This window comes from Acidisoma silvae (assembly GCF_020618775.1).
Classification (GTDB): Bacteria; Pseudomonadota; Alphaproteobacteria; order Acetobacterales; family Acetobacteraceae; genus Acidisoma; species Acidisoma silvae.
In genome coordinates, this window is record NZ_JAESVB010000001.1 from 500,036 (window position 1) to 520,015 (window position 19,980).

At 66.0% G+C, this 19,980-nt stretch carries 16 protein-coding genes; 8 read left to right on the top strand and 8 right to left on the bottom strand.

Annotation, left to right across the window (positions count from 1 at the left end; all coding sequences use genetic code 11):
* The first annotated feature begins 9 nt into the window (after positions 1 to 9).
* Together ASILVAE211_RS02380 and ASILVAE211_RS02385 are read left to right on the top strand one after the other, a co-directional pair.
* Entirely contained in the window at positions 10 to 744 is a 735-nt protein-coding gene (locus ASILVAE211_RS02380; protein ID WP_227319670.1) for a response regulator, read from the top strand.
* Between the two features lie 34 nt (positions 745 to 778).
* Positions 779 to 2,110, top strand: a complete 1,332-nt coding sequence (locus ASILVAE211_RS02385) for an ATP-binding protein (protein ID WP_227319671.1) — start codon at positions 779 to 781, stop codon at positions 2,108 to 2,110.
* Between the two features lie 55 nt (positions 2,111 to 2,165).
* Here the strand turns inward: ASILVAE211_RS02385 and ASILVAE211_RS02390 are convergent, their stop codons facing one another.
* Together ASILVAE211_RS02390 and ASILVAE211_RS02395 are read right to left on the bottom strand one after the other, a co-directional pair.
* The gene (locus tag ASILVAE211_RS02390) at positions 2,166 to 3,668 is read right to left on the bottom strand and encodes an ATP-binding protein (RefSeq protein ID WP_227319672.1); all 1,503 of its coding nucleotides are present in this window, start codon (positions 3,666 to 3,668) and stop codon (positions 2,166 to 2,168) included.
* Between the two features lie 37 nt (positions 3,669 to 3,705).
* Complete coding sequence (locus tag ASILVAE211_RS02395; RefSeq protein WP_227319673.1) at positions 3,706 to 4,899, bottom strand: BaiN/RdsA family NAD(P)/FAD-dependent oxidoreductase; 1,194 nt, start codon at positions 4,897 to 4,899, stop codon at positions 3,706 to 3,708.
* A 104-nt stretch (positions 4,900 to 5,003) separates the two neighbouring features.
* Here ASILVAE211_RS02395 and tpiA point away from each other — a divergent pair, with 104 nt between their 5' ends.
* Both tpiA and ubiM read left to right on the top strand, forming a co-directional pair.
* A complete protein-coding gene (gene tpiA / locus ASILVAE211_RS02400; protein WP_227319674.1) occupies positions 5,004 to 5,780 on the top strand; it encodes a triose-phosphate isomerase in 777 nt (258 codons plus the stop codon).
* 106 nt (positions 5,781 to 5,886) lie between these two features.
* Positions 5,887 to 7,077, top strand: coding sequence for a 5-demethoxyubiquinol-8 5-hydroxylase UbiM (gene ubiM, locus ASILVAE211_RS02405; RefSeq protein ID WP_227319675.1), 1,191 nt, complete (start codon positions 5,887 to 5,889; stop codon positions 7,075 to 7,077).
* A gap of 19 nt (positions 7,078 to 7,096) precedes the next feature.
* Here the strand turns inward: ubiM and ASILVAE211_RS02410 are convergent, their stop codons facing one another.
* Positions 7,097 to 7,417 (bottom strand): DoxX family protein, encoded by a 321-nt coding sequence (locus tag ASILVAE211_RS02410; protein ID WP_227319676.1) that lies wholly within the window; start codon positions 7,415 to 7,417, stop codon positions 7,097 to 7,099.
* A gap of 112 nt (positions 7,418 to 7,529) precedes the next feature.
* Between ASILVAE211_RS02410 and ASILVAE211_RS02415 the strand changes: the two genes are divergently transcribed.
* Positions 7,530 to 8,102 (top strand): TetR-like C-terminal domain-containing protein, encoded by a 573-nt coding sequence (locus tag ASILVAE211_RS02415; RefSeq protein ID WP_227319677.1) that lies wholly within the window; start codon positions 7,530 to 7,532, stop codon positions 8,100 to 8,102.
* Here ASILVAE211_RS02415 and ASILVAE211_RS02420 read toward each other — a convergent pair.
* Positions 8,086 to 8,433, bottom strand: a complete 348-nt coding sequence (locus ASILVAE211_RS02420) for a 4a-hydroxytetrahydrobiopterin dehydratase (RefSeq protein WP_227319678.1) — start codon at positions 8,431 to 8,433, stop codon at positions 8,086 to 8,088. The two genes, ASILVAE211_RS02415 and ASILVAE211_RS02420, sit on opposite strands and share 17 nt — an antisense overlap.
* A 236-nt stretch (positions 8,434 to 8,669) precedes the next feature.
* Here ASILVAE211_RS02420 and gndA point away from each other — a divergent pair, with 236 nt between their 5' ends.
* Both gndA and ASILVAE211_RS02430 read left to right on the top strand, forming a co-directional pair.
* The gene (gndA, locus tag ASILVAE211_RS02425) at positions 8,670 to 10,115 is read left to right on the top strand and encodes an NADP-dependent phosphogluconate dehydrogenase (RefSeq protein WP_227319679.1); all 1,446 of its coding nucleotides are present in this window, start codon (positions 8,670 to 8,672) and stop codon (positions 10,113 to 10,115) included.
* 4 nt (positions 10,116 to 10,119) lie between these two features.
* Positions 10,120 to 11,619, top strand: a complete 1,500-nt coding sequence (locus ASILVAE211_RS02430; protein ID WP_227319680.1) for a DHA2 family efflux MFS transporter permease subunit — start codon at positions 10,120 to 10,122, stop codon at positions 11,617 to 11,619.
* Between the two features lie 15 nt (positions 11,620 to 11,634).
* Here ASILVAE211_RS02430 and ASILVAE211_RS02435 read toward each other — a convergent pair whose 3' ends face one another.
* Positions 11,635 to 12,696 carry a hypothetical protein gene (locus tag ASILVAE211_RS02435; protein WP_227319681.1) on the bottom strand — a complete coding sequence of 354 codons (1,062 nt, stop codon included), beginning with the start codon at positions 12,694 to 12,696 and terminating at the stop codon, positions 11,635 to 11,637.
* 404 nt (positions 12,697 to 13,100) lie between these two features.
* On the opposite strand from ASILVAE211_RS02435, the gene ASILVAE211_RS02440 reads away from it, so the two are divergent.
* Positions 13,101 to 14,486 carry an MATE family efflux transporter gene (locus ASILVAE211_RS02440; protein WP_227319682.1) on the top strand — a complete coding sequence of 462 codons (1,386 nt, stop codon included), beginning with the start codon at positions 13,101 to 13,103 and terminating at the stop codon, positions 14,484 to 14,486.
* Here ASILVAE211_RS02440 and ASILVAE211_RS02445 read toward each other — a convergent pair.
* The 3 genes from ASILVAE211_RS02445 to ASILVAE211_RS26270 all read right to left on the bottom strand — a co-directional run bounded on the left by ASILVAE211_RS02445 (position 14,483) and on the right by ASILVAE211_RS26270 (position 19,978).
* Positions 14,483 to 15,763, bottom strand: a complete 1,281-nt coding sequence (locus ASILVAE211_RS02445; protein ID WP_227319683.1) for a glycosyltransferase — start codon at positions 15,761 to 15,763, stop codon at positions 14,483 to 14,485. The genes ASILVAE211_RS02440 and ASILVAE211_RS02445 overlap by 4 nt on opposite strands.
* Before the next feature lie 88 nt (positions 15,764 to 15,851).
* Positions 15,852 to 16,811: a hypothetical protein gene (locus ASILVAE211_RS02450; RefSeq protein ID WP_227319684.1), complete on the bottom strand. Its 960-nt coding sequence runs from the start codon at positions 16,809 to 16,811 to the stop codon at positions 15,852 to 15,854.
* 125 nt (positions 16,812 to 16,936) lie between these two features.
* Positions 16,937 to 19,978: a glycosyltransferase gene (locus tag ASILVAE211_RS26270; RefSeq protein ID WP_227319685.1), complete on the bottom strand. Its 3,042-nt coding sequence runs from the start codon at positions 19,976 to 19,978 to the stop codon at positions 16,937 to 16,939.
* Positions 19,979 to 19,980: the final 2 nt, after the last annotated feature.

Here is a 19,980-nt window from a genome sequence, read left to right on the forward strand (position 1 = left end):
GGACCGTCCATGAGCGCCACTGTCTCCACCGCGGCCGACGCGACCTTGAACGCCCATATTCTCGTCGTCGATGACGATGAGAAGCTGCGGCGTCTGCTGGTGCGCTACCTGACCGATCACGGTTTTCGGGTCACGGCGGCGGAGGATGCGGCCCATGCGCGCGATAGCCTGCGCTCGCTGCGTCCGGACCTGATGGTGCTGGACGTCACCATGCCGGGTGAAAGCGGGCTGGAACTGGTCGATGACCTGCGCCGGAACGGTGACCCGGAACTGCCGGTGCTGCTGCTGACGGCGCGCGGCGCGCCGGAAGACCGCATCGCGGGTTTCGAGGCCGGGGCGGATGATTATCTGGGCAAGCCCTTCGACCCTTATGAACTGGTGCTGCGCGTGCGGGCTTTGCTGCGCCGCGCCGGCGCGGTCGCCAATACGCAGACCGTCGATATCGGCCCGATCCGCCTGGGCGACGCGGAATTCGATTCCGCGCGGGGAGAGCTGCGCAATTCCGGCGGTCCCATCCGCCTGACAGGCGGGGAACTGGCACTGCTGACGGCGCTCGCCCGTAAGCCGAATGAGATCCTGTCGCGGGAAGAGATTGCCGAGGCCTTGGACATGGAGGAGCCCGGCGAGCGCGCCATCGACGTGCAGGTCACCCGCCTGCGCCGCAAGATCGAACGCGACAGCCGGGAGCCGCGCTATCTCCATACCGTGCGTGGCCGGGGCTATGTGCTGAAGCCGGGTTTGTGACCGCCCGGCCGGCGCCGTTCAAGGCCGACTGACGATGGCGATGCGATTGCCCGAGCGCCTTTTTCGGAAGTTCCTGCCGCGCGGGCTGTTTGCGCGCAGCCTGCTGATCATCCTGCTGCCGGTGCTGCTGCTGGAAGCGGTGGTGCTGCAGGTCTTTTACGGCAGCCATCTCAGCATCGTGTCGCGCCGCTTCGCCTTCAGCATCGCCAGCGAAATCGCCTTCACGCTGGATCAGCTCGATCGTGGGCCGGACCCGGCGCGGCAATGGCGCATCATGAATGAGGTGCAGGAGCAGTTTCAGCTGACCATGGCTTTCGATCCCGGCGCTAAGCTCGAGAATCGCAAGATGGTCAATATTTTCGGTCCGATGGATGACGATCTGTCGGCGGCGCTGGCCCAGCATCTGGGCAAGCCCTTCACCGCCGATTGGGTCTCGAACCCGGATTTCGTCATCGTCAGCGTGCAGCTGCAAAACGGCGTGGTGCATGTCGATATTCCGCGCAAGCGGCTGTGGGCCGGGTCGCTGTTCATGTTCGCGGCCTGGGTCTTCGGCACCTCGGTTCTGCTGGTCGTGGTTGCCAGCCTGTTCCTGCGCATTCAGGTGCGCGGCATCCGCCGGCTGGCGCGGGCGGCCGAGTCCTTCGGCATGGGGCGCGACCGTGGACCCATCCGGCCGGAAGGTGCCAGGGAAGTGCGGCGCGCGGCCATCGCCTTCAACCGCATGCAGGAGCGCATCATGCGCTTCCTGGCCCAGCGCACCGATATGCTGGCCGGCGTCAGCCACGACCTGCGGACGCCGCTGACGCGCATGCGGCTGACATTGGCGATGCTGCCTAAGACGCCGGAGCTTCAGCCCGATATCGCGGATATGACGACCGATGTCGAAGAGATGGAGCGCATGATCAGCGGCTATCTGGCTTTCGCGCGCGGCGAGGGGGAGGAGAAGACCCAGATCACCAATCTCTCGGCCATGCTGGAGGAAGTGGTGGCCCGCGCCTGCCGGGCCGGGTCACGGGTCACGCTGCATGGCACGCCCGATCTGGTGCTGCTGCTGCGCCCCGACGCCATTCGCCGCGCGATCACCAATCTGGTCGACAATGCCCGGCGCCACGCGCCGCATGTGGCGGTCGGCATCGCCTATCTCTCGGCCAGCATGGTGGAGGTGACGGTGGATGATGACGGGCCGGGCATTCCGCAGGAGCGGTTGGAGACGGTCTTTCGGCCCTTCGAAAGCGGGGAGGCCAGCGGCGGCCATGGGCTGGGCCTGACCATCGCGCGCGATATCGTGCGCGCCCATGGCGGGGAGATCATTCTGTCGCGCAGTCCGCTGGGCGGGCTGCGGGCCGGGGTTCGCCTGCCGGTGTGACGGCGCTGTCTTGGGTCGGCGCCCTGATTATCGCGGTTGCGCGTTCATGCAGACTTCAAACCGCTAAAACGGCATCCGCATTCGGGTCGCCGGGGGCGGTCGCCCAGGCCAGTTCCACCAGCGTCACGATGCGGCGGCCGGCGCCATCCGTCTGGCAGACGATCAGCCCCTGTTCTTCCATATAGGTCAGCAGACGCCGCGCGCGGCTGGGTGACCGCGTGCCATAGGCGCGGGCCAGCGCCGGGTCGCCAGGGCAGGGGGCGCCCTCACGCGCGGCACCCGCGATCATCATGAAGATGCCCTGCATATCCTCGGGCAGCACGGCGGCGCGGGCCGAGACATCCTGCCACACCGCATCCTCGGCCATCTCGGCGCTGATGCCGGCGCGCGCGCGGGTCAGCATGCGGCGGAAAGCCGAAAGGTCCGGCGCACCCGTGCCCAGGCCCTCGATCCGGCAGCGCACCAGGAAATCCTGATACAGCACGCCGATGGCGCGGAAACCGGCCTCGGGGTCGGCCAGGATGGCGCGCAGAATATTGTCCAGCCGCGCCCGGCGGGCCGCGATCTCCTCTGGCGTCAGCGGTGTCACCTCAACCTCGCGCGCCTGTTCGCTGGCGGCCGGCTTGGCGGCCATCAGCTGGCTGAGCAGATCGGGCGGCGGGGTGCTAGGCGCGCGGCGGGCGGCGGCGCGCATCGCCTCGGGCGGCGGTGCTGCCAGAATGACGGCCGCGGCATCTTCCAGGCTGGCATTGGGCATGGGCATCAGCCGGGGTGTCGCATTGCGCGCCTGAGTCTCGGTATCGCCGATGCGCAGGGACAGCGGGCGACGGGACAGCGCCGGACCCAGCGCCATGAAGTGGCCCCGTTCGAGGTCGCGAAACGCTTCCGCCTGTCGGCGCTCCATGCCCAGCAGATCGGCGGCGCGCGCCATGTCGATATCGAGGAAGGTGCGGCCCATGAGGAAGTTCGACGCCTCGGCCGCGACATTCTTGGCGAGCTTGGCCAGGCGCTGGGTGGCGATGATCCCGGCTAGGCCGCGCTTGCGGCCACGGCACATCAGGTTGGTCATGGCGCCGAGGGAGAGTTTGCGCGCGTCATCGGATACTTCGCCCGCGACAGCCGGGGCGAATAACTGCGCCTCGTCCACCACTACTAGCATCGGATACCAGTGCTCGCGCCCGACATCGAAGAGCCCGCCCAGGAAGGCCGCCGCGCGCCGCATCTGGTTCTCGGCGTCCAGCCCTTCCAGATTGAGGATGGTGGAGACGCGATGCATGCGCGCGCGTTCTCCGGCCAGTTGCAAGCCGTGTTCGGTATGTTCCTCGGCGTCGATCACCAGATGGCCGAAGCGGTCGGCGAGCGTGACGAAATCCCCTTCCGGGTCGATCACGGCCTGCTGCACCCAGGGCGCGCTCTGCTCCATCAGCCGGCGCAGAAGGTGGGATTTGCCGGAGCCGGAATTGCCTTGCACTAGAAGGCGGGTGGCCAGCAATTCTTCCAAATCCAGCACCGCCGGGGCATTGGCCGCCGTCTGCCCCATTTCGATCGCGATTGTCATGACTCGGTAAGGCGCCTCCTTGGCGAGGAGGGGAGTATCAACCCTGTCCGCGCCAGTCGAGCATTCCCTGGCCTGCGGCAAAGCCGGTTGCGAAACTGGCCTGCAGCAGATAGCCGCCGGTCGGCGCGTCCCAGTCCAGCATTTCCCCGGCCACGAAGACGCCGGGCAGGCGGTTCAGCATGAAGCGCGGGTCGATCTCGTCCCAGGTAATGCCGCCTGCGGAGGAAATGGCGCGGGCCAGGCATTCCGTGCCTGTCACCGTCAGCGGCAGATGCTTGATGAGATGGGCGAGGCCAGCCGGGTCACGCGGCAGATCGCGGCTGGCTTCGCGCAGCAGGCTGACGGCAACCGGGGCGAGGGAAAGCGCGCGTTTCAATCCGGTGGAGAGGCTGTCGCTGGGCCGCATCTGCCGCAGCTTGTCGGCGACCTGCGCCTCGCTGAATTCCGGCCGCAGGTCGATCGTGACCTCAGCCAGCCCGCTTGTCGCCGTCGTGTCATGCAGTGCGCTGGTCAGGGGATAGACCAGTCCCCCCTCCATACCATATGTGCTCATTATACCATCTCCCCGGGAGACCCGATCCTGCCAGCGTATCGCGACCGATTTCAGAGGCGTGCCCGCGAATTTTTCGCGGAAAAGCTCGGTCCAGCCGATGCGCAAGCCTGCATTGGCGGGTCGCAGGGGGGCGATGTGGATCTCTTTCGCGGTGAGTGCGGAAACCCAGCCGCCATCGCTGCCGAGTTTCGGCCAGGACGCGCCGCCCAGCGCCAGCACCACGCCGTCCGCCCGCACAGGCTCGGCGCCCTCGAACAGCAGCGCGCCGTCATCGGCAAAACCCAGCCAGCGCTGGCGCAGCCGGAAACTGACGCCAAGCGTCGCCAGCCGTTGCAGCCAGGCGCGCAGCAGCGGGCTCGCTTTCATGGCTTTCGGAAAGACGCGTCCGCTGGAACCGACGAACAGCGTCTGACCCAGGCCCTCCGCCCATTCGCGCAAGCGGTCGGGCGGGAAATTCTGCACAGCCGCGATCAGCTGCGGGGACACCGCCGCCCCATAGCGCGTCTGGAACGTCGCAAGATTTTCGGAATGGGTGAGGTTAAGGCCGCCGCGCCCTGCCATCAGGAATTTGCGTCCCACCGAGGGCATCTGGTCGAAGACCGTGACGGCCAGACCCGCTTTCGCCAGGGTCTCGGCGGCCATCAGGCCGGCCGGACCTGCGCCGATGACGGCAATCATAGCCTGTCCAATCCCGGTTCGCAGGGATATCGGTGGGCGGAAACAAGAGCAACAGAACGCGGATTGAAAGACATCATCCGTGCATAGACGACAGAGAGGCCAAGATGCGTAAACCCCTGGTTGGTACCGGCTGGAAAATGAACCACGGCCCGGCCGCCGCTTTGACCTATGCGGCCAAGCTGCGTGCGCTGCTGGCCGAGCAGAAGACGGAGGGGCTGGATATCTTCGTCCTGCCGCCCTTGGTCTCGCTGTCGGCTGCCTCGGCGGCCTTTGCGGGCTCGCCGGTCGCCATCGGCGGCCAGAACATCCATTGGGAGGACAGCGGCTCCTGGACCGGCGAAGTTTCCGCGCCGATGCTGAAGGAAGTTGGCTGCCGCTATGCCGAACTCGCCCATCACGAGCGGCTGACGCATTTCGGCGAGACCTATGAACTGGTGCGCCTGAAGATCGATGCCGCCATGAAGGCGGGCCTGACGCCGATTCTGTGCCTCGGCGAAAGTGCCGCCGACAAGCAGAACGGCACCTCCGACGATACCCTGCGCTATCAGGTGACGACGGCGCTGGCAGGCCAGACGGCCGCCAGCATTCCCGGCGTCGTTCTAGCCTATGAGCCGCGCTGGGCCATCGGCCAGGCCGAAGCCGCGCCGCCAGCCTATGTCGAGGAACGTCATGCCGCGCTGCGCGCGCTGCTGGCCCGTGAATGGGGTGCGAAGACCGCCGAAGATACCCGTATCATCTATGGTGGCTCGGTCTCCCCCGCGAACGGCGCCGGCCTGATCAGCCTGCCCAATGTCGACGGCCTGTTCATCGGCCGCTCGGCCTGGACGGCGGAAGGCTTCGCCGCCATGGTCCGCATCGTGGCGGATGCCAAGCTCGGCTGATAGAAGCGGCCATGCGCCGGCGGCCTGCATCCCTGAGGGCCGCCGCGCATTATACTGAAACGCGAAGTCGGATGGTTCGCCATCCGCATTCGGGGAGTGTCCTGCTGTGTATGACGTCGCGATTATCGGTGCCGGTCCGGTGGGCCTCGCCTTCGCCCAAAGCCTGGGCGGACAGGGGTTGTCAGTCGCGATCGTGGAGCGCCAGGCGGAAAGCGTGCTGGCCGACCCGCCCTTCGACGGGCGGGAAATCGCGCTCACCCACCATTCGCGTCAGATTTTGGAAAGCCTCGGTGCCTGGGACGAAATTCCGGCCGAGTCCATCTCACCGCTGCGCCGCGCTCAGGTCATGAACGGCCATGCGTCCCATGCGCTGACCTTCAATCCGCCGAAGGAAACCAGCGACCAGCCGCTGGGCTTCCTGGTGCCCAATCATCTCATCCGCCGCGCCCTCTTTACCCGTTTCCGGCAGGCGGACGGCATGTCGCTTTTTGCCGGCACCGCGCTGGAGACGCCGACGGTGACGCGGGATCAGGCCACCCTGTCTTTGGCCGGCGGTGACACGATCACGGCCAAACTGGCGATTGCCGCCGACACGCGCTTTTCAGAGTCGCGCAAAGGCCAGGGCATCGGCGCCATCACCCATGACTTCAAGCGGTCGATGATGGTCTGCCGCATGGCGCATGACGCCCCGCATCATGAAACGGCGGTCGAGTGGTTCGACTATGGGCAGACGGCAGCCTTGCTGCCGGTCAACGGCCAGATTTCATCCGTCGTCATCACCCGCAGCGCCGCCGACATCGCGAAACTGATGGCGATGGAGCCGGCGGCATTCGAGGCCGAGATGCAGCGCAGCCTTGCCCGCCGTAAGCTCGGGACTCTGCGGCTTGTCAGCACGCGCCACGCCTATCCGCTGGTCGCGACCTTCGCGCATCGCTTCGCCGGCCAGCGCTTTGCCGTCATCGGTGATGCGGCGGTTGGTATGCACCCGGTCACCGCCCATGGGTTCAATCTCGGCCTTGCCGGCATGGCCATTCTGGCGGCCGAGCTGAAAGCCGCTGGGGTCGAGGCCGGTCTGGCGGGCGCGCTGCGCCGGTATGAATCCCGCCATCGCCGCGCCAGCTTTCCCCTTTTCGCCGGCACCAATGCGGTCGCGACGCTTTACAGCAAGGAAAGCCCGCCGGCGCGTATCGCGCGCCATGCCATTATCGGTCTCGGCTCTGCCTTGCCGCCGGCGCGCCGCGCCATTTCAGCCATGCTGACCGACCGCCGCGACGGGGGCCTTGCCACCGCGTTGTAGGAGGCAGCCGCGCCGATCCTCAGGACGATAGCGCGGCGACAGCGATGACGGCGGCGAAGAGCGCCAGCGGCGGCAGGTGCGAAAAATCGCGATGGCGCAGAACGGTCGCGATTCCGGCCAGGATGATGATGGCGCCCAACGCCAGACCTGGGATGCGGCTGGCGGGCAGCGCAATCAATAGGGCGGTCAAGACTTCCAGCGCGCCGGTCAAAACATGCCACCAGCCTGGATAGCCCCAGCGCGCGAAGTCGGTCTTCGTCCCTGTCGTGCCGATGGCGTTGAAAATACCCGCGCCCAGGAACCCGGCGGCCAGCAGCCAGACGGAAATTATGTGAACCATCTCAAAAAGACCTTCATCGGAATGATATTATCTAGCGTTGCTAGATAAATAATATAGCATTGCTAGATCGTCAAGCGCCGGTATGGTTTCGCGCTCTATGGAGGATCGTGGATTGAGCATTGCTGAGCGGAAGGGCAGGGACCGGGCCGAGCGCGAGCAGCGCATCGTCGCGGCGGCGCGCGTCATCGCGGCGCGGGAGGGCTGGGACGCCGTCACCATCCGCCGACTGGCCGATGAGATCGAATACAGCCAGCCGGTGCTCTATTCCCATTTCGCGAACAGGGCGGCGATCGTCGCCGCCGTCGCCATCGAAGGCTTTCGGGAATTCTCGGCAGCTCTCACGGATGCGGCCGCCTGTGCCGGTGAACAGACAATCGCGCTGGAGGCCGTGGCCTCAGCTTACCTCACCTTCGCGCGCAGCCACGCGGCGCTCTACGAGGCCATGTTCGTCCTGCCCACCGACCTGCGCTTCGCGAAGTCGGACACACAGCCGGAATTGCGCGCCGCCTTCGCGGCGCTGGCAGCAGTGGTTGCGCCGTTTTGCGCCGATGTAGAATTGGTGACCGAGACCTTCTGGGCCGCCCTGCATGGTTTCGCCGAGCTTGAGCGATCCGGCCGCATCCGGCCCGGCGCGCGCGACGCCCGTGTCGCGCTGCTGGTCGGCGCGATCAGTCAGACAGCTTAGCCAGCGGCAGGGCGTCGATCTTGGCGGCCAGCACGAAATCCGCCCGCGTCAGCCCGCCGATGGCATGCGTTTGCAGGGCGATATTGGCATAACCCCAGCCAAAGGCGATGTCGGGATGATGCCCGGCTCCCTCGGCGGTCGCGCCGATATGAACGACGAAAGCAAGCGTCGTTCCGAAATCCGGAAAGGTGAAGTCGCGGGCAATCTGGGTGGCCTCGGCATTCAGCCGCCAGCCCGGCACCTGCCGCAGCAGGGTCTCAGCCTCGTCACGCGGCAAGGGCGGCACACCGCCGCGGCAGGGAATGCAGGTTTCTTTCGCGAGGTCGGACATATCGTTCCTCCATATGGGGTGGCTGGCCTGGACCTGGGGCGGCGGCAGGCCCTGTCCAATCACGATATCCGAAGATACCGATCGCTTCCGCCGAGGTAGTATGCGGCCAACCCCCCTGGCATCTCAGTGCAGTCGCGCTAGGCTGGGCCCATGCCACCTCCGCGCGACAATTCCCCCACATACGGGCTGCACTCGAGCGCGGCAAAATGTCTGACCCCAAGGGAGACCTCGAACACATGACTAACCAATCTGCCGCCGGTCTTGCCGATATCGGCGTTCTCGGCCTCGCCGTCATGGGCGCCAACCTGGCCCGCAATGCCGCCCGCAAGGGCTTCGGCGTCGCGGTCTTCAACCGCAACCACGAGCGCACCGAAAAGTTGATCGCCGAGTACGGTTCGGAAGGTCGCTTCTTCCCATCCAAAAACATTGAAGATTTCGTGGCATCTTTGGCCAAGCCGCGCGCTGTCATCATCATGGTGAAGGCCGGCAAGCCGGTGGATGACATGATCGAGGATCTGATCGCGCAGCTGGAGCCGGATGACATCATCATCGACGGCGGCAATTCGCTTTATACCGATACCGCCCGCCGCTTTAAGCGCTGCGAGGACGCCAATATCCGCTTCGTCGGCATGGGCGTCTCGGGTGGTGAGGAAGGCGCGCTGGAAGGCCCGTCGATGATGCCGGGTGGCGACCGCGCGGCCTATGAGCGTATCGCGCCGATCGTCACCAAGATGGCGGTCTCGGTCGATGGCACGCCCTGCTGCACCTATATCGGCCCGGACGGCGCCGGCCATTACGTGAAGATGGTTCATAACGGCATCGAATATGCCGATATGCAGCTCATCACCGAAGCCTATGACCTGATGAAGACGCTATATGGCCTGGACGCGAAGGCCATGAGCGACATCTTCACCGATTGGAAGGCAGGCGATCTCGACAGCTATCTGATCGAAATCACCGCCGCGGTGCTGCGCAAGACCGACAGCACCGGCAAGCCGTTGGTCGATTCCATCGTCGACGAGGCCGAGCAGAAGGGCACAGGCCGTTGGACGGCGCAGAACGCGCTGGAACTGGGCGTGCCGGTCACGGCCATTACCGAGGCCGTCTTCGCCCGCGCATTGTCGGGCCGTCGCGCCATGCGCGGCGAGGCCGAGAAGAAGCTGCCCCATGCGGCGGTTGCCACCCGCAAGCCGGATCGCGCCGAAATCGACGCCATCCGCGACGCGCTCTACGCCTCCAAGATCGTGGCTTACGCGCAGGGCTTTGAGCAGATGGCCGTCGCGTCCAACCAATACGGCTGGAACCTCACGCTGGGCGATATGGCGACGATCTGGCGCGGCGGCTGCATCATCCGCGCCCGCTTCCTCGACCGCATCAAGGAAGCCTATGACCGTGACGACAAACTCTCCAACCTGCTGCTGGACGATTATTTCCGCGATGCGGTGGTGAAGGCGGAAGACGCCTGGCGCCGCGTCATCGTGCTGGCGGTGCAGAACGGCGTTGCCGTGCCGGCCTTCTCTTCCGCGCTTGCCTATTACGACGGTCTGCGCCGGGCGCGCGGTCCGGCCAATCTGCTGCAGGGCCTGCGCGACTATTTCGGCGCGCATACCTATCGCCGCCTCGACAAGGAAGGCTCCTTCCATACCCGTTGGAGCCAGGACGGCACCGAAGTGGAGGCCTGACGGCTTGCTGGCGGCGCTCCGCACCCGTTTCGCGGCGCGCGGCCGCCTGAAAGACAAGGATGATCCGGGCGCAAAACCCGGATCATCCAGGCCGGCCAGACAAGGTCTGCCGCCCGAAATGCGCTTGGCGGCGGTGATCGTCGCCAGCGCCCTTTTCATGCAGAATCTGGATTCGACGGTCGTCGCCACAGCCTTGCCGGCCATGGCGAAAGTCTTCGACGTCTCTCCGGTGACGATGAATATCGCCATCACGTCCTATCTCGTCAGCCTGGCCGCCTTCATCCCGGCCAGCGGCTGGGTCGCGGACCGCTACGGCGCCCGCAGCGTCTTCCGCGCGGCGATCATCGTTTTCACCCTTGCCTCGGTCCTGTGCAGCCTCTCGCAGTCGCTGGCCATGCTGGTCGCCGCGCGCATCCTGCAAGGCCTGGGCGGGGCAATGATGGTGCCGGTCGGGCGTCTGCTGCTGCTGCGCCGCGTCGGCAAGGCCAATCTGGTGGCCGCCATGTCCTGGCTGACCATGCCGGCGCTGCTGGGGCCGGTCATCGGGCCGCCGGTCGGCGGTTTCCTGGTCACGACGCTGTCCTGGCACTGGATTTTCGACATCAATATCCCGATCGGCATCGTCGGCGTTCTGCTCGTCACCCGCTTCATCCGGGAGGATGAGCGGACCGATCCGGGTCAGTTCGATTTCGTCGGCCAGATTCTGGCGGGCATCGGCATGGCCGGGCTGATCATGGGCCTGTCCTCCTTCGGACGCGGTGCCCTGCCGCCGTCGGAAGCCGTGGCGCTGACCGTCATGGGAGCGCTGGGCGCGCTCGGCTATGCCATCCACGCGCGGCGCCATGCCCATCCGCTGCTCGATCTCAGCCTGATGCGCATCCCGACCTTCGCGATTTCGGTGACGGCGGGCTCGCTGTTTCGCATCGGTATCGGCGCCATGCCCTTCCTGCTGCCGCTGATGCTGCAATTGGGTTTTGGCTTCACGGCCTTTCAGAGCGGATTGATCACCTTCATCAGCGCGGCAGGCGCCCTGGTGACGAAGCCGGTCGCTCGGCCCATGCTGCAAAAATTCGGCTTCCGCAGCGTGCTGTCGGTCAATGCGGCGATCTCGGCGGTGGTGCTGGGGCTGTCGGCGGCCTTCCGTCCGGACTGGCCGATCATCGCCATCTACGCGGTATTGCTGATCGGCGGCGTGTTCCGCTCCCTGCAATTCACGGCCTATAATACCATCGCCTATGCCGATATCAGCCCGGAGCGGATGAGCGGGGCGACCAGCTTTTACAGCACCTTGCAGCAGCTTTCGATCACCATGGGCGTCACCGTCGGTGCGGCCGCCCTGGCCGTATCAGGCGCCATTGCCGGCAAACCGCATCCGAGGCTGACGGATTTCTCCGTCGCCTTCGTCACGGTCGCTCTGTTCATGGTGCCGGCGGCGCTGCTGGCGCTGCGCCTGCCGGCCTCGGCCGGTGATGAGATGTCCGGCCACGGAACGTCGCGCCGCTGACGCTATGCGACCGATTTAGGGTTGCGGATAGGCTGCCAGAAAGCCGCGCAGCTGGCCGATGACGGAACCCGTTAGCGCCAGGGTCTGCGTCAGGTCGTCCTGCGGTCCCATGTCCTTCGCCCCGGCCGTTTGGACCCGTGGCAAGGCGAAATTGCGCTGCGCACCGGCCACCAGACGGCTTCCGGGCATTTGGGCGAAGCAGGAGACCACGATTGCCTGTAGCCGCTTGGGGTGGAAGCGCAGGCAGCTGATAGTGATGGGGGCGGATTTGCTGTCCCCGGGGCCTTCGTCGACCGCCGAAGCCGTCGAAAAGAAGCCCGCGCCGCGCGGTTCCCGCACGAAGCTGGCCTGATCGTCGTTCGCCAGCGAGACATAGCTCGCCGCCGCCGCCGCCGTCGGGAAGACGCGATAGAAAAGCTTCGCCGCACCAGGAATGGCTTGGCTGTCGGGCAGGGCGGTGACATCCGTATAGATCGCCCTTTGCGGGGTCTGGCTCAGCACGGATTGGATCTGCACCAGGCTGCCCTGATAGGGCAGCGGCCGGCCCGCCAGCGCGCGAAGCTGATCGGGCAGCGGACCAGCCGGGATGGCGGCCGGGGCGGCGGCCGGCAAGCCAGGGGCGGCAGTCATGGCGCTCGCGAAAGGCGCCTGATCGGCGCAGCGTTCCTTCAGCACCATGGACGCGCCATTGGACCAGGCGACGGCCTGATCGGACAAGGCAAAGGCGAAGGTGCCGCTCTGCTTGCCGTCACTGAGCGTGATGCCGCCGCCGCTTACCGCATAGGCCAGCGGCGGCGTGCCGCTTGGCGCGGCCGGATTGATCACCAGGCCGTCCGCGCGGAAAATCGCGACATCGCTGGTGCAGCTGCTGTCCGATCCCCAGGCGCCGATCAGGCCGGGCGGTGCGGCGGCCGGCACTGAGGTTGGCACTGAGGTTGGCACTGTGGCCGGCGCGGGGTTCGATGCCGGCGCGGCTGCGGTGGCCTGCGCCCGAGCAGCCAGAGGGGATAGCACGGTCATCGCCATCAGGCCGGCGGCGATGGAATGGGAGCGGAAGCGGAAACGGAAACGCGGCATCGTCTCTCCTAGGCGGAACGGCGGACAGGCGAAGCCTTAGCCCGATCCGCCGGCCAGCCCAAATCGCAGAGCAGTGACCTTAGCCGGGCTGGGTGCCCTGCATTCGTGCCTCTTGCCCCAGGCCCCTGACTATCGCTATGAAAAATTCGTTCAACTTTGGAAATGGCGGAGGGTCGCAGATGGATAACTACATCGAAGCCGACCGCCGCCGATCCTTCGGAACCATGCGTCATCCGACCGCCGATTGGCCCGCGCGCGGCTGAGGTTTTCCCTCGGATCAGTTTGATCCCCGGCTGACGCATTTCAGGCCCAGAGCGATTCGCTGCGCGAAATCCGCCTCTGCCAAGGCTCACATGGTTTGCCAGCGTCCCTTTCGCATGCTGGCTTGAACGACAGGTTACCCAATGACGACCGATAGTCTGCGCGCCCGCCAGGCGCGCCCCTTCGCCCGCGATGTGGGAACGCTCATCCTGCTCGCGCTGCCGCTGATCCTGGGGCAGCTCTTCGGCATCGGCACCGATGTCATCCTGACCATCTTCGGCGGCCATATGGGTGCCACCGTCATGGCCGCCGTCGCGCTGGGCAGCAGCCTTTGGATCGTCGTCTTCATGGCGGTGATCGGCCTCATGATGTCGGCGCAGCCCGCCATTGCCCGGCTTCACGGTGCGGGGCGGGAGCATGAGGCGGGCCATGTCTTTGCCCAGGCGCTCATGCTGGGCCTGTGCTTCGGCACGTTCAGCGGCGTCGTGCTCGCGCTGGTCGGGCCGCTTTTCGCAACGCTGCTGCATCTGCCGCCTGTGGTGCTGCCGGGCGTGCGTGCCTTCCTGCATGGCGCAGCCTTCTCCTTGCCGGGGCTCGGCATCGTCGCGGCCTGTCGTGGCCTGTCCGAAGGCCTGTCCATGACGCGCCCCACCATGCTGGTCGGCGCGCTTGGCCTGGTCTTTCTGGTGCCGGCGGCCTGGCTGCTGATGGAAGGCGCCAGCCTGCCGATCCTCGGTCATGTCGGCGGCTACGGGCCATTGGGCGCGGGCATCGCCATTGCCTTCGTCCTGGCGATGGAAGCCGTGCTCTACCTTCTTTGGGTCGGTCTGTCCGGCCGTTATCCGATGGTCGCATGGACCAGCGCGGCCTTTCGCGTCGATCCCGCCGTCATCGGCAGGCTGGTTCGCGTCGGCGCGCCGATCGCGGTCGCCATCGTCATGGAAGCCTGCATGTTCTCGGTCGCGACCCTGATGGTGGGCCAGTTCGGCGCCGTCGCCGTCGCCGGCCATCAGGTCGCGCTGATGACATCGGCCCTGTTCTTCATGGTGCCGCTCGGCCTCTCGCTGGCGGTGACGGTGCGGGTCGGCCGAGCGGTCGGCGCACGCGACAAGGCCGCCATCCTCCGCGCCGGTCTGGCGGGTTTCACGGTGATGCTCTGCGCCCAGACCATCAGCGGGCTTTGCATGGAATTGGCGCCCCATGCGATTGCCGGCGCCTTTACCGACATACCGGCGGTCGCGACCCTGGGCGCAAGTCTGCTGGCGCTGGCTGGATTTTTTCAGTTCGCCGACGGTACGCAGGTGGTGGCCATGGGGGCATTGCGGGGCCTGGAGGATACGCGCGTGCCGATGCTGCTGGCCGTTCTGGCCTATTGGCTGTGCGGCATTCCGCTGGGTGCGGTCTTTGCCTTCGGTTTTCACCTGGGCGTGCGCGGCGTCTGGTTCGGCCTGATGAGCGGGCTGATCCTGGCGGCGCTGATGCTGACGGCGCGGTTCTTCTGGAAGACGCGGGCGCTCAGGCGCGGCTAGCGCTTGGCCGCCCGCGTCTTCGCCTTCGCCGGAGTAGAGCGCGGTTCGACGGATTGGCCGGTCATGCGTTCGATCAGCCCGGCATAGGCTTTAAGATAGGCGTCGCGGTCGAGATTCGCTTCTGCCCAGGCGCGGGCATTGTGCCGCAGACGCTCAGCCAGCTTGGGCTCCTCCAGCACGCGCAGGATGCTGTCGGCCAGCTTGCCCGGCTCCAGAAACGGGGTCAGCAGCCCTGTCTGTTCATGAGTGATGAATTCGCTGACCGGCGCGGTATCGCTGCCGACGATGACGCAGCCCGTCGCCATCGCCTCGCGCAGCGACCAGGAGGCGACGAAGGGATAGCTGAAATACACATGCGCGTCGGACCGGCGCAGCAGGGCGATATGCGTGTCGTAGGGCACCTGGCCCAGAAAATGGACCCGGCTCATATCGAGCCTGCCTTCCATCTCGCGCATCAGGAATTCGCGCCAGGTCGAGCCATCTTCCGGCATTGCGCCATAGCCTTGCAACTCGAAGCCCACGAAGCTGACATGAACATCCGGCCGCGCCGCCTGCAAGGCGGGCAGGGCGCGCAGCAGAATATGGAAGCCGCGATAGGGTTCCAGATTGCGGGCGACGAAAGTGACGAGCTTGTCGCGGGCGCCAAGTTGCACGCCATTGGGCAGCGTCATGCGTCGGCTGGCGCGCGGGGGAGCCGGGCTACAGGCCGTGAGGTCGACGCCTTCCGGCAGCAGCGTGATTTTGCTGTGCGCCCATTCGGGATAAGTGCCGAGCTGCCATTGCGTCGGAGACTGCCCCCAGGCGTCCGGCAGGGACAGCGCCATCAGATTGACGCCGTTCTTCGTCCGCACCATCGGCCGGCGGCTCTCGTCCATGGGGAATTCGGGCTCGAAGCCCACGTCCTGGCCGACGAGATTATAAAAGAACTCGAAATAGCCCAGGATCGGCACGCCGGGAAAAACATCCGGCATGTTCAGCAACTCGCCCCAGCCGTGGTGGCCGATGATGATATCGGGCTGGAACCCCAGCGCCTTGATCTGGCGGCCGGCGGTGGCCGCCGCTTCCGCCCGGCGGATCGCCAGCTCGAATTCGCGGGCATGTTCGTGAATGCGCGCGTCCGAGGCGCGAGGCGAGACATAGGAAATCTTGCGCACATTCGCCATGTGATTGGCGTTCGGCTCGGACAGGAACGCGACGTCGTGTTCGCGGTCGACCAAATACCGCACGATATGCAGATACTGGCCGGGGAAATTCTGGTGAACGAAAAGAAAGCGCAACGACGCCAGTCCTAGTCCCGGTTCTGTTCGGGGGGCTGCCTTCAGCCTGACGCCGGACCGGGAAATCCGCCGTCAGGCCAAAAAAGGGTCAGCGCGACCGCTTGGCAGGTTTCATCGGTGTCTTCACGATGGGTTTGGCGACCGGCTTCGCGGCTGGGGCGGGGACGACGGGCTTCGCCTTGGCGACAACCGGCGCGACCGCCACAGGCGCTTTCTTGGCACCGGCTTTTGGTGCCAGATCGATCAGGAAGGCTTCAAGCGGCGACAGCGATGGCGCTTCCACGCTTTCTTCGCTGCCGAGATCGTCAAGCTTCGTGCCGTCCAGGAACGAGGCCGAAATGGACAGCGTGAAGCGCTTCGCGGCGGCATCGCTCAGCTTCACCTTGAAGCCCAGGATGGGCAGCGCCATGCCGCGGCTGCCACAGAACTGGCCGGCTTCGTTCCAGGGGGAGAGCCAGCCGCGACCCAGCACCGCCTGATAGGTGATGTCGCCGGGTTCCAGCCCCTCGGGCGCCGCGAGGCTGAAGCCTTCGACTGCCAGCTGGCTGCCGGGTTCGCCCATCCATTCCCCGAAGCTTTTGCCAAGGTCGCCCATGCGCTGAACATGCGCGATGATGTCATGCGAACCGGTGAGCAGGGCCACCGGCTTGCGGATGCCAGCGGGTGCGGCGCCGGCAGCGGCGGCATTGCCCTCGGCCGCCTCGGACAGACGCAGCACGCGCAGCTTGGGCGCACCTTCGGTGCTGCCGACCGCCTGATAGATGGTGATGAGGATCTGCGCGGCATCGGACAGAACGCGGATCAAGGCTGAGTCGCCACCGCCGGTCAACCAGCCGTCCGGACGGAAAGTGACGATGCTGATATCGCTGTCGTTCGGATCGACCGCCGAGACCCGCACCCCGGTCAGCGGCGAGTCCGCCGATTTGGGAGAGCCGTTCACAAGGCAGAAGACACCGCTGTCGAGCGACATGAGATGGGCGGAGGCACGGATTTCCTGCACCCGGTTATCGGCTGCGGGCGCTGGGCTTTGCCGGTCTGATTGTGACATGGAGGCCTCTTTATACGGATCGACTGCGGTCTCGGGCGGACGGACGCGGACAAATCCGGCAACCGTCACGTAATCAGATTAGATTTGTGCCTTGCCATCGGCGCGGCGGCAATATGCTGAAAGCCCTAATTTTCAGATTGGGCCAAAGAAATCAGCATGTTGTTAAGGTTTGAAGGCGGGAGTGCCAAGGGCAGCACCCAACCATTGCCGGTCGCATGCACCCGTTGCGAAGGTGTACCTATGTCGAAAACCGCAGTCTTCAACCCGGCTTTCCAGGCATCGCTTAAAGCAAAACACCAGGTTTCCGGCCAGATCGACGGGATAAACGCAAGATCGCAGTCCTGCGCAACGATTTCCTCGACCGCGCGTTCCTGCGCGAAGCGATAGGTGATCTGCACCTGTCCCGTCTCGCCGAGGCGGACATCGTCATGGGTGAAGCCGATGACGATGAAATCGATCGGCAACTGCCGCCGGGCCGCGTCACGCGCGCAGGCCAGTAGCACATCATAGCCTTTTTCAGTGCCGATTGCGCCGATGACGGCGATGCGCACCCGGCTGCGGCCTTGCGTGCGCCGGGCAGAGGGGCGGCGCTTCGCCACCGGCCCGTCCTCTTCCCAGGGGCGGACAAGGCTGTCGAAAGGCCCGATATAACGGCGGAAACGCTTCTCGACTTCGGCGGAGGGAAAGACCACCTGTCGCGCGGCGGCAAAATCCACTGCTGTCCGCGCCCGTAAATCTGCGACCGAGATTTTTTCCCGCAGGCGGCTGCCGAGATCGGCGATACAGGCCTCGCACTCCACCGTGTCCGGCTCGCCGCAATAGCGCTGGGTGGTGGTGACGAGCGTGACGCGCGGGCAGATCGCCGCATAGTCATGGACGTAAATGTCGAGCGGTATGCCCAGCCGCCCAGGCAGGTCGAGCAGCGCGTGGTCATGCCCCAGGCGATGATGCAATTCGATATGCTGCGGGCGTTCGCGCTTCAGGAACTGCGCGAGCGATGCCAGTTCGCTGGGAATCTGGAATCGGAGATTGGGGAAATCGTCCTGCCAGGGACTGCCCTCCAGGCGGCCAGGCTCGATCTGACAAAAGCCATCCGGCTGCGGGCGCAGGATAACGGCGGCCAATCCTTCCGCCGCCAGATCGCGGATGCGCGCGCGGATCTGCCGCTCGACGCCACCGCCTTCGTCATGCGTGATGATGATGACGGATGGCGGCCGGCGTCTTGGCCTTCGCCAGCCCTGCCAGCGGATCAGGTCAAGCCGCGCGCGCGCCGCGGCCAGCGGATCGGAAGCGACATGCCGGGCGATGAGGGCGCCGTAGCCGGGGTGTAGACGTTCGAGAATCGCCTGATTGCGTCTCAGAAGATGATTGCGCGCCATGCGGAAGGACTGGCCGCCGATATGGCTGACGAAAACGCCGGTGGCGGCCATATGGCGCCAGCCGAGATGGCGGGCGCGCAGGCAGAAGTCATTTTCCTCGCCATAGCCCTGGGCAAAAACATCCTCGCGGAACGGCCCTGTCTCTTCCAGGCAGGCGCGGCGGATATACATGCAAAAGCCGACGCTGGTCGGTATTTCCACCATATCCGCGCCATTCGCTTTTTGGGCGAAGGCGTCGATCTCATCCAGCTGCGCATCGTCGGGCGGCGCCTGTAGGCCGTTGACGCGCGGATAGCTGAGGATGGTGGCATCATTCGACAGCGGCGCGACGGTGCCGATATCGGGGGCGGCGCGCGCGGCATCGCGCAGCCGCGCCAGCCAGCCGGGCGGCACCAGCGCATCGCTGTTCAGGAGCACCACGTCGCGGTTGCCGGCCGCCGCCATGCCGCGATTGGCGCTGCCGGGAAAGCCCAGATTGCGCGGATTGCGGATCAGGCGGATGCGCCGCCTGGCCGCCAGCCCGTCCAGCGCTTCCGACAGCGCAGGTTCTGGGCTTGCATCATCAACGACGATGATTTCGGTCCCGCGCGGCACCGTGGCAAAGACGCGTGCCAGACAGCGCAGCGTCATCTCCAGCCCGCGATAGACCGGGATGACGACGGCCGGGGCTAGTTCGCGCGTCGATCGTTCTGGCAGCGTTCGCATGGGCGCGGGCGTATCTGCCCAGATTGGCAAAACCGGGCGATTGACCGTGGTCGCTGCCCTTGTCCTGCCCGCACCCTGGCCGATGAGCTGGGCGGCGATACCGGCCGACCGCGTCCACTGGCTGGGATCGAGCGGGCTGCCGGTGATGTCGCGTCCTTCGGCGTCGCGGATATGCAAAAGGCCTGGATGCGCCGTCAGGCTTTCCGTCGGCACGTGAAAGGCCAAAGGTGCGGCAAGCCCGTCGCGGTCGGGAAATGTCGCGAGCGCCCCGGTGGTGATCGTCAAAGGCAGCTTGCGGCCACCCGATGTCTCGACATGCAGCGTCACCGCAATTTCGGGGCTGCCCGGATAGCAGGCCCAGCCGCTGAGGCCGCCGTCTTCGGCCTCCACAAAGCCTTCGACCGCGCGATGCCGGGCGAGGTCGATGGGGCTGCCGAGAAGGTCCAGACCGCCGGCGGTGACATGCAAGTGGCGCGCGCTTATCCAGCGGGCGGGCAAGCGATAGCGCCCGTCGCGGCCGGGCTTTAGCCGGAGCGGCGCATCGTCCAGCCGGAATTGCACTGGCTCCGCACAGGCCAGGGTAACCTCGCCGCGCGCATTGCCGGCGCACCAGCCGGCAAGCCCGGCGCGTGTCGCGATCTGCTTGGCCAGACGGCTGAAATCACCGTCGATGGGGGCGGCGAACCGGGACAGCAACGCCTGCGCGGCAGCGACCTGTTCCGCCAACTGACCGCCGAGGCCAAGCGCCGATAGCAGGCCGCGATGGACGGGCTGCGTGTCTGAGCTGGTCAGAAGACTGCGAAAGATGCCGATGCAGGACGGATTATTTTGCCGCAGCAGGGTGATGCCGAGCAGGAATCGCACCTGCGTATCGTCAGGGCCAAGGCGGCTGGCCCGTTCCAGGGCAAAACGGGCGGTGGCCAGATCGCCGGCCGCCAGAGCTTTCTCGCCTTGCTCCCAGGCTTCGATGGCCAGCGCGATGACTTCAGGGCGTTCGGTCTTGCGATTGCCCGACAGAAGCCAGTCAGCCTGCGTGGAATCCGGCGCTTTCGGCGCGGTTGTGGTTCGGTCCGGCGGGGGCACGA